The following is a 12,520-nucleotide window of genomic DNA, read 5'->3' as shown; positions in this document are numbered from 1 at the left end:
CCTTTTTCATTGAGTTATTTCATGGCTTGGATGTGATAAAAATGATTTCTAGTATGACAGGGTTTGGAAGGTCGAAAGTAGAAAGTGATACTTTTCAGATTACAGTAGAAATGAAATCGGTGAACCACCGTTTTCTTGAGATGAGTATTCGACTTCCGAAGCAAATGATGGTATTTGAAGACAAAATTCGTAAAATAATCGCACAGCAAGTTCGACGTGGGCGCATTGAAGTGTCTATTAGTATAACGGGTGAAGGGCTTGTTGAAAGAAAATTAAGTGTGAATTGGTCGCTTCTCAAGCAGTACCAATCGATGATGGAAGATATAAAAGGAAAATTTCAATTGCAAGATTCTATTACACTTGGGCAATTAATGGCAATGCCAGAAGTAACGGCAATTGAAGAAATAGAAAACGTAAATGAACAATTTGAGAATAGTTTATATGAGGCTGTTCGCCAAGCTGCTCATATGTTGAAAACGATGAGAGATGGCGAAGGAGAACGATTACATAAAGATATGTCGTATCGTTTACAAGAGATTCACAATTGTGTAAATGCAATTATTCCACATGCACCGATTGTTACACAAAAATATCGTGAACGATTAGAAAATCGCTTAAAGGAATTACATAATCAAGATCTAGACGAACAAAGATTGCTAACAGAAGTCGCGATGTTTGCAGAGCGTTGTGATATTCATGAAGAGTTAGTTCGTTTACAAAGTCATTTAGAACAATTTCGTGAAACACTGCAGATTGAAGAGCCTGTTGGAAGAAAAATGGACTTCATCGTGCAAGAGATGCATCGAGAAATTAATACGATTGGTTCGAAGGCAAATGACTTAACAATTTCAAAATATGTTGTAGAAATGAAAAATAACCTTGAAAAAATTCGTGAACAAGTACAAAATATTGAGTAGCTTTCAAAAAATATATAAAGTTATACGTGGTGGAGAAATCGGATAGACTTACTAGGAGGCGCAAACTATGGCCATGCGGTTTTTAAATATTGGATACGGAAATATTGTATCTGCTCATCGAATTATTGCTATTGTAAGTCCGGAGTCAGCTCCTATTAAACGAACAGTACAGGAAGCACGTGAACATAATGCTTTACTAGATGCTACGTATGGGAGAAAAACAAGGGCGGTTATTGTTATGGATGATGGGCATGTTGTATTAAGTCCAATTCAGCCAGAGACGATTGCACATCGTTTGAATAATAAAGAAGATTTAAGTGAGGAAGGGTAGGTTTTACATATTTATGAGAAGTAGAAGAGGATTGCTCATCGTTCTTTCAGGACCTTCTGGGGTTGGTAAAGGAACGGTTCGAAAAGAGCTGTTTAGCCATGAGGATACACGTTTTCAATACTCTATTTCAGTAACGACACGTAAGCCGCGTGAAGGTGAAGTAGATGGTGTGGATTATTTCTTTAAAGAGAGAGAAGAATTTGAGGAAATGATTCGTAATGAAAAATTACTTGAGTGGGCTGAGTTCGTAGGTAATTATTACGGAACACCGATTGACTATGTTGAAAAAACATTACAAGAAGGAAAAGATGTATTCTTAGAAATTGAAGTGCAAGGAGCAATTCAAGTTAAGAAAGCTTTCCCAGAAGGTGTATTTATTTTCTTAGCACCCCCAAGTTTATCTGAGCTAAAAAACCGAATTGTCGGCCGTGGTACAGAAACTGAAGATGTTATTGAAAATCGCTTAACTGTAGCGAAAGAAGAAATCGAAATGATGGACGCTTACGACTATGTTGTAGAAAATGATCAAGTTGAATTAGCTTGTGATAGAATTAAAGCAATTGTGGTTGGTGAACATTGCCGCCGCGAAAGAGTAGCAAAATATTATAAAGAAATGACGGAGGGTCTATAATTATGTTAAATCCATCAATTGATTCATTATTAACAAAAATCGATTCTAAATATACACTTGTAACAGTAGCTGCAAAGCGTGCACGTGAAATGCAACTTGCTAACAACTGTGTTATTGAACAGCCTGTTTCTCATAAATGTGTAGGTAAAGCATTAGAAGAAATCGATGTAGAAGTGTTAAAATATGTACCAAGCGAAGGCAAAATAATTGATTAAGATATTATTTTCGACAAATTAAAACATAGACTTTATAATTTTCTATGTAACGGTAACAACCTATTTACAAGTAGGTTGTTATTTTTTTACGATAGGATGAAATATTGGTACTGAAGAGCTGAGAAACCTGTTTCAGTATTATAAGTTTGAAAAAGAAAGAGGACGAGCCATATGCTAAAAGGGAAAAAGATACTCCTATGTGTAACAGGAGGCATTGCGGTCTTTAAAGCGGCTGCGTTAACTAGTAAATTGACACAAGCTGGTGCTATTGTAAAGGTGATCATGAGTGAGTCGGCAATAAAATTTGTTACGCCTCTTACATTCCAAGCACTTTCTCGTCATGATGTATATACAGATACATTCGATGAGAAAGATTCAGCTGTTATTGCTCATATCGATTTAGCAGATTGGGCAGATGTAGTACTTGTTGCACCTGCTACAGCCAATTGTATCGGGAAGTTAGCTGGTGGTATTGCGGATGATATGATTACAACTACTTTATTAGCTACTACAGCTCCAGTATGGATTGCACCTGCTATGAATGTGCATATGTACGAAAATAAAATTGTTCAAAAAAATATGATGACGTTAAAAACGTTAGGATATACATTTATTGAGCCTGGGGAAGGCTTTTTAGCGTGTGGTTATGTAGCGAAGGGAAGACTAGAGGAACCTGAAGCAATTATTGCGCGGTTAGAAGAAGCATTCACGGAACAAAAACCACTACAAGGTAAGAAAATGTTAATAACTGCTGGCCCGACGCGTGAAAAGATTGATCCAGTTCGTTTTATGACGAATTTCTCTTCTGGAAAAATGGGGTATGCGATTGCAGAAGTAGCAGCGAACTTAGGGGCTGATGTCATACTTGTTTCGGGGCCGACGGCATTAAATCCGCCACTACATGTAACAACGATACAAGTGGATTCAGCGCAGGATATGTTAGAAGCAGTCCTTCAACATTATCAAAATGTAGATGTTGTCATCAAAACAGCAGCTGTTGCAGATTATCGCCCGAAATATGTTCATGATAATAAAATGAAAAAGCAGAATGGTGATGCTGTAATTGAATTAGAGAGAACGGTAGATATTTTAAAAACGCTAGGTGAGAAGAAGGGTAAACAGTTACTTATCGGTTTTGCTGCTGAAACGACAAATGTAGAGGAATACGCAACGAAAAAGTTACGTGAGAAAAATGCGAATATGATTGTTGCGAATGATGTAAAAGCGCAAGGAGCTGGATTTGGCACAGATACGAACATTGTAACAATGTATAGAAAAGATGGAAAAGTTATTGAGTTGCCACTTTTAACGAAGAAAGAGGTAGCTCGCGAAATATTAAAGCAAATTGAAATGATGTTAGAAGATGATCGTTTATGAAATTTGCAAGTGTAATTGTTGATGTACCTGCCCGTCAGACAGATAGACCGTTTGATTACATTATCCCTAGAAAATGGGAAGATATTGTACAGACAGGAATGCGTGTAGTAGTTCCATTTGGTCCAAGAAAATTGCAAGGTTTTATTATTGAGATTAAAGATTCGGTTGACGTGGAAAGTAAGAAATTAAAGACAATCCATGAAATATTAGATGTAACACCGGTTTTAAATGATGAATTATTAAAGCTTGGATATTGGCTTACAAGTGAAACGTTATGTTATATGATTTCAGCATTTCAAGTCATGCTTCCGACAGCGATAAAAGCAACGTATAAAAAGCGTCTACAACTTCGTAAACAAGAAGAAGTAGCACCTGCAATACTGTATTTATTTCAGGATAAGGAAGCAATCGATTGGGAAGTTATTGAGGCGCAGCCACATTTATACCGCGCTATTCAACAAGAAATTAAAAATGGTACGATGGAAGTCGTATATCAAGTGAAAGATAAAGTGCAGAAGAAGAAACAAAGAGTCGTTCAGCCAGAGTTGCCGGAAGATAAATTAGAATTAGCTGCATTTGAATTGAAAAGTAAAAAACAACAAGATGTACTCTATTATTTTGTGGAAAATTATAAAAGTGTACCGTTGAAATTGTTAACAGAAGAGCTACAAATAACAGATGCTCCAATAAAATCACTTGTTAAAAAGGGGCTAATCTCAGAAAAATATGTGGAAATATACCGGAATCCGTATGACGATGATGATTTTGAACAAACGAAACCATTTCCACTTACAGAGGAACAAAAGCAAGTTATTACACCTATTTTATCATCAATTACAAATGAAACTTACAATCCATTTTTACTATATGGTGTTACAGGAAGCGGAAAGACAGAAGTATATTTACAATCTATAGCAGCGGTGCTGAAGAAGGAAAAAGAAGCTATTGTACTCGTTCCTGAAATTGCGCTAACGCCTCAAATGGTAGATCGTTTTAAAGGTAGATTTGGCTCGCAAGTAGCGGTTCTTCATAGTGCACTGTCTGTTGGTGAAAAATATGATGAATGGCGTAAGATTTTAAGAAAAGAAGTGAAAGTGGTAGTTGGTGCCCGTTCAGCTATTTTTGCTCCTTTTGAAAATTTAGGGATTATTATTATTGATGAAGAGCATGAATCGAGTTATAAGCAAGAAGATAACCCGAAGTATCATGCAAAAGATGTAGCGGTGTGGAGAGGGCAATATCATAAATGTCCAATCGTTCTTGGAAGTGCAACGCCTACACTTGAATCATTTGCAAGAGCGACAAAAGGTGTTTATGAACTATTAACGATGGAAAAACGTATGAACGAACAAGCTTTACCAACAGTAGAAATTGTTGACATGCGTGAAGAACTTCGCGACGGGAATCGATCGATGTTTTCGAAGGCGTTGCATGAAAAAATAGCAGATCGACTAGAAAAGAAAGAACAAATGGTTCTCTTTTTAAATAGGAGAGGTCATTCAACATTTGTGATGTGTCGTGATTGCGGGTATGTTGTACAATGTCCACATTGTGATATTTCGCTGACGTATCATAAAATGAACCATCGTTTAAAATGTCATTATTGCAGTTATGAGGAGAATATGCCAACTGCGTGTCCAGCTTGTCAAAGTACATATATTCGTTTCTTTGGTACAGGCACACAAAAAGTAGAAGAAGAAATTACAAAACTATTTCCAGAAGCGCGAGTCATTCGAATGGACGTAGATACGACAAGTCGCAAAGGAATGCATGAGAAGTTATTAAAGGCATTTGGTGAAGAGAAAGCAGATATATTACTTGGGACACAAATGATCGCCAAAGGACTTGATTTTCCGAAAGTAACGCTCGTTGGTGTTTTAACTGCAGATACGATGCTTCACTTACCTGATTTTCGGGCGAGTGAAAAAACATATCAATTATTGACGCAAGTAAGTGGACGGGCAGGTAGACATGAATTGCCAGGGGAAGTTGTAATTCAAACGTATACGCCAGAACATTATAGTATAGAGTTAGCAAAGAACCAGCAATATGATGTGTTTTTTGACCAAGAAATGCAAATGAGACGAACAAGACAATATCCACCTTATTACTATGTTGTACTTGTAACGGTATCTCATCCAGAATTATTAAAGGCAGTGCAAGTGACGGAAAAAATTGTCGGTCATTTACGAATGCATTGTTCGCAGCAAACGATGGTGTTAGGGCCAGTTGCTTCAGCAATTCCAAGGATAAAAGATAGATATCGTTACCAATGCATGATAAAATACAAACGGGAACCAAACTTAAAGAACGTGCTCAAAATGGTAAATGAACATTATCAAGCAGAAATGCAAAAAGAGCTACAAATCTCAATTGATTTTAATCCAACAATGTTAATGTAGCGGAGGGAAATATGGCAGTTTTAGAAATAGTAAAGCATCCAAATGAAGTGTTAGAAACACCATGTGAAAGAGTAATTAACTTTGATAAAAAGTTAGTGAAATTGTTGAAAGATATGCATGAAACAATGTTAATGGCGGACGGAGTCGGTTTAGCTGCACCTCAAGTAGGGGTAAGCTTGCAAGTAGCAGTTGTTGATGTCGATGATGATACTGGGAAAATCGAGTTAATCAATCCATCAATATTAGAAAAACGTGGTGAACAAGTAGGTCCCGAAGGCTGTTTAAGCTTCCCGGGACTTTATGGTGAAGTGGAACGTGCAGATTATATTAAAGTAAGAGCACAGAATCGCCGAGGTAAAGTGTTTTTATTAGAAGCGGAAGGATTTTTAGCGCGTGCAATTCAACATGAAATCGATCATTTACACGGTGTTCTATTTACATCGAAAGTGACAAGATATTATGAAGAAAACGAATTAGAATAGGTGTTAAAAGGAGCGGTTTTTAAATGATTAAAGTAGTATTTATGGGAACACCGGACTTTTCAGTGCCGGTGCTTCGTCGTCTTATCGAAGATGGCTATGATGTAGTAGGTGTTGTGACGCAACCAGATCGTCCGGTAGGTAGAAAAAAAGTATTAACACCTACACCTGTTAAAGTTGAAGCGGAGAAACATGGTATTCCGGTGTTACAACCACTGAAAATTCGTGAAAAAGACGAATATGAAAAAGTATTAGCATTAGAGGCGGATTTAATTGTAACAGCTGCGTTCGGTCAGATTGTACCAAACGAAATTTTAGAAGCGCCAAAGTACGGATGTATTAATGTCCATGCCTCTTTACTTCCAGAACTACGCGGTGGTGCACCGATTCATTATGCAATTATGGAAGGTAAAGAAAAAACAGGAATTACAATTATGTATATGGTAGAAAAATTAGACGCTGGTGATATTTTAACGCAAGTAGAAGTGGAAATTGAAGAGCGTGAAACGACGGGCTCGTTATTTGATAAGTTAAGTGAAGCCGGTGCACATCTTCTATCTAAAACAGTACCTTTATTAATTCAAGGTAAGTTAGAACCGATTAAACAAAATGAAGATGAAGTGACATTCGCATATAATATAAAACGTGAGCAAGAGAAAATTGATTGGACAAAAACAGGTGAAGAAGTATACAATCACATTCGCGGATTGAACCCATGGCCAGTTGCATATACGACTTTAGCAGAACAAGTTGTTAAAGTATGGTGGGGAGAGAAAGTTTCTCTAGAAGCGAAAGCTGAACCAGGTACAATAGTTGGTCTTGAAGAAGATGGATTTGTTGTTGCAACAGGGAATGAAACAGGTGTTAAAATTACTGAATTGCAACCGTCGGGTAAAAAGCGTATGAGTTGTTCACAATTTTTACGTGGGACAAAACCTGAAATTGGCACGAAGTTAGGAGAAAATGCATGAGACAAAATGTTCGTGAATTAGCTCTTGATGGTTTAATTCAAGTAGAAAAAAGTGGTGCATATAGTAACTTACTTTTAAATAATCTAATTGAAAAAAATGCAATTGATAGAAAAGATATTGGTTTATTAACTGAAATTGTATATGGAACGATTCAACGTCGTGACACATTAGATTATTATTTACAGCCCTTTTTAAAAAAGAAGGTTGAGGCGTGGGTAAGAGTGTTGCTTCGCTTATCTTTATATCAAATGATATATTTGGACCGAGTGCCAGAAAGAGCGGCTATTCATGAAGCGGTTGAAATAGCAAAGCGTCGTGGGCATAAAGGGATTTCAGGCATGGTGAACGGAGTGTTGCGTTCAATTCAGCGAGAAGGTGTACCTTCATTAGATGAAATCAAAGATCCAGTGGAACGTCTTGCAATTGCAACGAGTCACCCAGTTTGGTTAGTACAAGACTGGGCATCTGAATATGGTTTAGAGACAGCAGAGAAAATGTGTGAAATAAACATGTTACCACCAGTACCTACAGCACGTGTGAACGTTGATAAAGTAACGGTAGAAGAAGCAATTGAGTTGTTGGCAAGTGAAGGAATAGAAGCAAAGTCTGGCGATTTGTCAGATGATGCAATTCAAATTGAAAGAGGGAATGTAGCGCATACAGAAGCGTTTAAAAAAGGGTTCCTTTCTATTCAAGATGAAAGCTCTATGCTTGTTGCACGTGCTTTAGACCCGAATGAGGGAGAGACAGTTCTTGATAGTTGTGCTGCTCCTGGTGGTAAAACTACGCATATAGCTGAGCGTTTAAAGGGAACTGGTAAAGTAATGTCTCTTGATTTACACGCGCATAAAGTGCGTTTAATTAAACAACAAGCAGAGCGACTTGGTCTAGAAAATATAGAAACAAAAGCGTTAGATGCTAGAAAAGTGCAAGAGCACTTTGCAAATGAAACTTTTGATAAAATATTAGTAGATGCACCATGTTCTGGATTTGGGGTAATTAGACGTAAACCTGATATTAAGTTAGGAAAAGATAAAGGCGATAGTGAAAGATTATCGACGATTCAACTCGTGATATTAGAAAAGATAGCACCATTATTAAAACAAGGCGGTCGTCTTGTTTATAGTACGTGCACAATTGAGAAAATAGAAAATGAACAAGTAATAGATAAATTTTTAAAAGAACATCCTGAATTTGAATGGGATACTACGATAAAAGAACGTATGCCAGAAAAATTAAGTCCGTATATTAATGAAGGTCAAGTACAAATTTTACCGCATTATTTTGCAACGGATGGCTTTTATATTGCTTGTTTAAGGAAGAAGGTGTAGCATCATGGAAACGACTGTAAAAAAACAAAAGAAAAATGTAGAAACGAAAAAACCATCAATTTACTCTTTACAACTTCATGAAATGCAAGATTGGTTAAAGGAACAAGGAGAACCGAAGTTCCGTGCTGGACAAATTTTTGACTGGCTATATAAAAAACGTGTAAAAAATTATGAGGATATGTCAAACCTTTCTAAAGGATTGCGTGATAAATTGTCGAATTCCTTTGATATTACTACTTTAAACACGTTAGTAAAACAAACGTCTTCGGATGGAACGATTAAATTCTTATTCCAGTTATATGATGGATATTCTATTGAAACGGTATTAATGCGACATGAATACGGAAATTCTATTTGTGTAACAACACAAGTTGGTTGTCGTATTGGCTGTACGTTCTGTGCTTCTACACTTGGCGGGTTAAAACGAAACCTAGAAGCTGGAGAAATTGTAGCGCAAGTAGTAGAAGTGCAACGCGCGCTTGATGAAACGGAAGAACGTGTAAGTTCTCTTGTTGTTATGGGAATTGGAGAACCATTTGATAACTATGATAATTTAATGGGATTTTTACGCATCACTAACCATGAAAAAGGACTTCATATTGGTGCAAGACATATGACAGTTTCGACGAGTGGTATTATTCCGAAAATTTACAAGTTTGCTGAAGAAGAGTTACAAATTAATTTTGCGATTTCATTGCATGCTCCAAATTCAGAATTACGTTCAAAATTAATGCCGATTAACCGTGCTTATAAGCTACCTGATTTAATGGAAGCTATTAAATACTATGTAAATAGAACAGGGCGTCGTATTACATTTGAATATGGACTATTTGGAGGAGAAAATGACCAAGTTGAGCACGCTGAAGAACTTGCTGCGCTCTTAAAAGGTGTAAAGTGTCATGTGAACTTAATTCCGGTTAACTACGTACCAGAACGTGATTACGTACGAACACCACGTGAGCAAATTTTCTTATTTGAAAAAACGCTTAAAGATCGTGGAGTGAATGTAACAATTCGCCGTGAACAAGGTCACGATATTGATGCTGCCTGCGGTCAGTTGCGTGCGAAGGAGCGCAAAGAAGAGACGAGGTGACGAGATGAAAGCCGTGTTTCTATCGGATAAAGGGAAAGTTCGTCAACATAATGAAGATAGTGCAGGAGTTTTTCACAATTTAGATGGAAATATTTTAGCGGTAGTAGCAGATGGAATGGGAGGTCATCGAGCTGGCGATGTAGCTAGTTCGATGGCCATTCAATTATTCCATGATTATTGGAAGCAAACGCATAATATGAATGAGCCTAAAAAAGTAGAAGAGTGGTTACATACTAGTGTTGGAATTATTAATGAACGCATTTTTGAATATTCTAAACAACACGTAGAGTGTGATGGTATGGGAACAACGATTATCATAGCAATTTGTACGCCTAATTTTGTAACAATAGGTCATATAGGAGATAGTCGTTGTTATATGGTATCAGAGGGAGTAATGTCGCTCGTAACGGAAGATCATTCACTTGTAAATGAACTTGTGAGACATGGTGAAATTTCAAAGGAAGATGCAGAATACCACCCGAAAAAAAATGTTTTGTTAAGAGCGCTAGGAACAGAAGAAAAAGTCGGATTAGATGTTAAAACATTGGTACTTGAAGAAGATGATCAATTGCTTCTTTGCTCTGATGGATTGTCTAATAAAGTCCCTATGACTGATATGCAACAAATTTTACAGTTAAATGAACAGCTCGAAGCTAAGGTGCAAAGTCTCATTCAATTGGCGAATGATCGTGGTGGAGAGGATAATATTACTCTTGTTCTTATTGATTATGCGGATTCGACAAACGAAAGTAGGTGAAGTGCAACGTGCTGATTGGAAAACGCTTAAATGACCGTTATAAGCTGCTAAAAATGATTGGCGGTGGAGGGATGGCCAATGTATATTTAGCTCATGATGACATACTCGGCCGAGATGTAGCGGTGAAAATATTAAGACTCGACTATTCCAATAACGAAGAGTTTATTAAACGTTTCCATCGAGAAGCGCAATCTGTTACAACGTTGTCGCATCCAAATATTGTGAATATGTATGATGTTGGAGAAGAAGATGGTATATATTATCTTGTAATGGAGTATGTACCTGGACAAACATTAAAGCAATACATAATTGAGCAAGGGATGTTACCTATAGGGGAAGCTCTTGATATTATGGAGCAATTAACATCCGCCATGGCACACGCTCATCATTTTGAAATTGTGCATCGTGATATAAAACCGCACAATATTTTAATTCGAGCTGATGGAGTAGTAAAAGTAACAGATTTTGGAATTGCGACAGCTACAAGTGCAACAACTATTACACATACAAATTCAGTACTTGGTTCGGTGCATTATTTATCACCAGAACAAGCGCGCGGCGGGATAGCAAATAAACAATCAGATATTTATTCGCTTGGTATTGTTATGTTCGAATTGTTAACAGGAAGACAACCGTTTTCTGGTGAATCTGCTGTTGCAATAGCTTTAAAACATTTACAAAGTGAAATACCGTCTCCAAGAAGATGGAATGAAAATATTCCGCAAAGTGTTGAGAATATTATATTAAAGGCAACTGCTAAAGATCCGTTCCATCGATACCAATCTGCTAATGCGATGAAACGAGATATTGAAACGGCTTTATATCCAGAACGAATTAATGAACAGCCATTTTACATACCAGAAGATATGGAAGCGACGAAAGCGATTCCAATTATCCAACAAGAACAATTATTTGAAAATGTAACTGATGAAACGATTGTTTTAAGTGGAAGTAAAGTGGATGAACCAAAAAGAAAAGAACATACTGAATTAGATAAGAAGAAAAAACGAAGTAATAAATGGATTAAGGTTTTAATTACGACATTTTTACTTTTAGCAATTGGAATAACATTAGCTCTTACTGTTATTCCGGGATTCTTTATTCCGAAAGATGTAAAAGTTCCTGATGTGGCTGGTATGAAATATACGACAGCTGTAAATAAATTGGTAGAAAAAGGTTTTGAAGTGACAGAACCTAATATTGTATATACAGATGATGTGGAAGCTGGAGATGTAATAAAAACTGATCCTGTAGCAGGAAGAGTAGTGAAGGAAAGTTCTAAAATTACTATCTATCAATCAGGTGGAAAAAAGAAAAGTAAGATGAAGGATTTTACAGGTCAAAACTTTGAGAGTGTAAAACCCGAGTTAGAAGAAAGATATAAACAGGTTACTGAAAATTATATTGAAAATGATAAACCAAAAGGTGAAATTGTAGAACAAATACCGACACCTGATCAAATGGTTGTAGAGGCGGAGCAAGAACTGAAAGTTTGGATAAGTAAAGGTCCTTATCAAAATAGACCAGGTGATTTTTCAAGATGGACTGAAAATAGTGCAACTGGTGATTTGAATGAGAGAAAATTAACTCCAGATATAAAACGAGAGTATTCAGATACGGTTGATAAAGGTCTTGTAATTTCGCAATCGCCAAAACCAGGAACTCCGTTAAAAGAAGGAGATAAAGTGACACTTATCATCTCGAATGGCCCTAAGCCGAAAGTAACAAAAACAGTGAAGGTGGATAACATTTCTATCCCATATGAGTCTTCTATAATAGGTGAGAAAAAACCGCAAACAATAGAAATTTATAAAGAAGATATGCAACAAAAGATGGATAGACCAATTGAAACTAGAACGATTTCAGAGTCGGCAACAATTTCTTTAGAATTTGTAATTCAAGAAGGCTCAAAGGGTCACTATAAAATCGTACGGGATGGAGTAACGATTATCGATAAGGAAGTACCATATCCAACTCAATAATAGTGAATTCCATTTTCTTTTTATAGAGAATGGA

Annotated in this window: 12 protein-coding genes; all 12 read left to right on the top strand. The window is 36.7% G+C overall.

Going from position 1 to position 12,520, the window contains the following annotated elements:
- Nucleotides 1–41: 41 nt before the first annotated feature.
- The 12 genes from JDS92_RS03635 to prkC all read left to right on the top strand — a co-directional run bounded on the left by JDS92_RS03635 (nucleotide 42) and on the right by prkC (nucleotide 12,486).
- Nucleotides 42–917 carry a YicC/YloC family endoribonuclease gene (locus tag JDS92_RS03635; protein WP_087969798.1) on the top strand — a complete coding sequence of 292 codons (876 nt, stop codon included), beginning with the start codon at nucleotides 42–44 and terminating at the stop codon, nucleotides 915–917.
- A 67-nt stretch (nucleotides 918–984) separates the two neighbouring features.
- Complete coding sequence (gene remA / locus JDS92_RS03630) at nucleotides 985–1,248, top strand: extracellular matrix/biofilm regulator RemA (protein ID WP_001251456.1); 264 nt, start codon at nucleotides 985–987, stop codon at nucleotides 1,246–1,248.
- A gap of 13 nt (nucleotides 1,249–1,261) precedes the next feature.
- The gene (gmk, locus tag JDS92_RS03625; protein ID WP_001257739.1) at nucleotides 1,262–1,879 is read left to right on the top strand and encodes a guanylate kinase; all 618 of its coding nucleotides are present in this window, start codon (nucleotides 1,262–1,264) and stop codon (nucleotides 1,877–1,879) included.
- Nucleotides 1,880–1,881: 2 nt separating this feature from the next.
- Complete coding sequence (gene rpoZ, locus JDS92_RS03620) at nucleotides 1,882–2,094, top strand: DNA-directed RNA polymerase subunit omega (protein ID WP_000933967.1); 213 nt, start codon at nucleotides 1,882–1,884, stop codon at nucleotides 2,092–2,094.
- A gap of 171 nt (nucleotides 2,095–2,265) precedes the next feature.
- Nucleotides 2,266–3,471: a bifunctional phosphopantothenoylcysteine decarboxylase/phosphopantothenate--cysteine ligase CoaBC gene (gene coaBC, locus JDS92_RS03615; RefSeq protein WP_000911716.1), complete on the top strand. Its 1,206-nt coding sequence runs from the start codon at nucleotides 2,266–2,268 to the stop codon at nucleotides 3,469–3,471.
- The gene (priA, locus tag JDS92_RS03610; protein WP_199631506.1) at nucleotides 3,468–5,873 is read left to right on the top strand and encodes a primosomal protein N'; all 2,406 of its coding nucleotides are present in this window, start codon (nucleotides 3,468–3,470) and stop codon (nucleotides 5,871–5,873) included. Before coaBC ends, priA begins: the two co-directional genes overlap by 4 nt.
- Nucleotides 5,874–5,884: 11 nt before the next feature.
- Nucleotides 5,885–6,355 carry a peptide deformylase gene (def, locus tag JDS92_RS03605; protein WP_000279472.1) on the top strand — a complete coding sequence of 157 codons (471 nt, stop codon included), beginning with the start codon at nucleotides 5,885–5,887 and terminating at the stop codon, nucleotides 6,353–6,355.
- A 23-nt stretch (nucleotides 6,356–6,378) separates the two neighbouring features.
- Nucleotides 6,379–7,323 (top strand): methionyl-tRNA formyltransferase, encoded by a 945-nt coding sequence (fmt, locus tag JDS92_RS03600; protein WP_000598798.1) that lies wholly within the window; start codon nucleotides 6,379–6,381, stop codon nucleotides 7,321–7,323.
- Complete coding sequence (gene rsmB, locus JDS92_RS03595; protein ID WP_199631505.1) at nucleotides 7,320–8,654, top strand: 16S rRNA (cytosine(967)-C(5))-methyltransferase RsmB; 1,335 nt, start codon at nucleotides 7,320–7,322, stop codon at nucleotides 8,652–8,654. Before fmt ends, rsmB begins: the two co-directional genes overlap by 4 nt.
- A gap of 4 nt (nucleotides 8,655–8,658) precedes the next feature.
- Entirely contained in the window at nucleotides 8,659–9,747 is a 1,089-nt protein-coding gene (gene rlmN / locus JDS92_RS03590; protein WP_000450536.1) for a dual-specificity RNA methyltransferase RlmN, read from the top strand.
- A 4-nt stretch (nucleotides 9,748–9,751) separates the two neighbouring features.
- On the top strand, nucleotides 9,752–10,504 hold the full coding sequence (locus tag JDS92_RS03585; RefSeq protein ID WP_000648690.1) for a Stp1/IreP family PP2C-type Ser/Thr phosphatase: 753 nt from the start codon (nucleotides 9,752–9,754) through the stop codon (nucleotides 10,502–10,504).
- 8 nt (nucleotides 10,505–10,512) lie between these two features.
- Nucleotides 10,513–12,486 carry a serine/threonine protein kinase PrkC gene (prkC, locus tag JDS92_RS03580; protein WP_000904738.1) on the top strand — a complete coding sequence of 658 codons (1,974 nt, stop codon included), beginning with the start codon at nucleotides 10,513–10,515 and terminating at the stop codon, nucleotides 12,484–12,486.
- Nucleotides 12,487–12,520: the final 34 nt, after the last annotated feature.

Source organism: Bacillus cereus group sp. N12, from assembly GCF_016483575.1.
Lineage (GTDB): Bacteria > Bacillota > Bacilli > Bacillales > Bacillaceae_G > Bacillus_A > Bacillus_A toyonensis.
Note: the sequence above shows the minus strand (reverse complement) of the source record. Positions and strands in the feature narration are given on the sequence as shown.

Bases quoted from the DNA above. Each gene is read 5' to 3' on its own strand.
- JDS92_RS03635 (WP_087969798.1), top strand. From the start codon at position 42: ATGATTTCTAGTATGACAGGGTTTGGAAGGTCGAAAGTAGAAAGTGAT.
- remA (WP_001251456.1), top strand. From the start codon at position 985: ATGGCCATGCGGTTTTTAAATATTGGATACGGAAATATTGTATCTGCT.
- gmk (WP_001257739.1), top strand. From the start codon at position 1,262: ATGAGAAGTAGAAGAGGATTGCTCATCGTTCTTTCAGGACCTTCTGGG.
- rpoZ (WP_000933967.1), top strand. From the start codon at position 1,882: ATGTTAAATCCATCAATTGATTCATTATTAACAAAAATCGATTCTAAA.
- coaBC (WP_000911716.1), top strand. From the start codon at position 2,266: ATGCTAAAAGGGAAAAAGATACTCCTATGTGTAACAGGAGGCATTGCG.
- priA (WP_199631506.1), top strand. From the start codon at position 3,468: ATGAAATTTGCAAGTGTAATTGTTGATGTACCTGCCCGTCAGACAGAT.
- def (WP_000279472.1), top strand. From the start codon at position 5,885: ATGGCAGTTTTAGAAATAGTAAAGCATCCAAATGAAGTGTTAGAAACA.
- fmt (WP_000598798.1), top strand. From the start codon at position 6,379: ATGATTAAAGTAGTATTTATGGGAACACCGGACTTTTCAGTGCCGGTG.
- rsmB (WP_199631505.1), top strand. From the start codon at position 7,320: ATGAGACAAAATGTTCGTGAATTAGCTCTTGATGGTTTAATTCAAGTA.
- rlmN (WP_000450536.1), top strand. From the start codon at position 8,659: ATGGAAACGACTGTAAAAAAACAAAAGAAAAATGTAGAAACGAAAAAA.
- JDS92_RS03585 (WP_000648690.1), top strand. From the start codon at position 9,752: ATGAAAGCCGTGTTTCTATCGGATAAAGGGAAAGTTCGTCAACATAAT.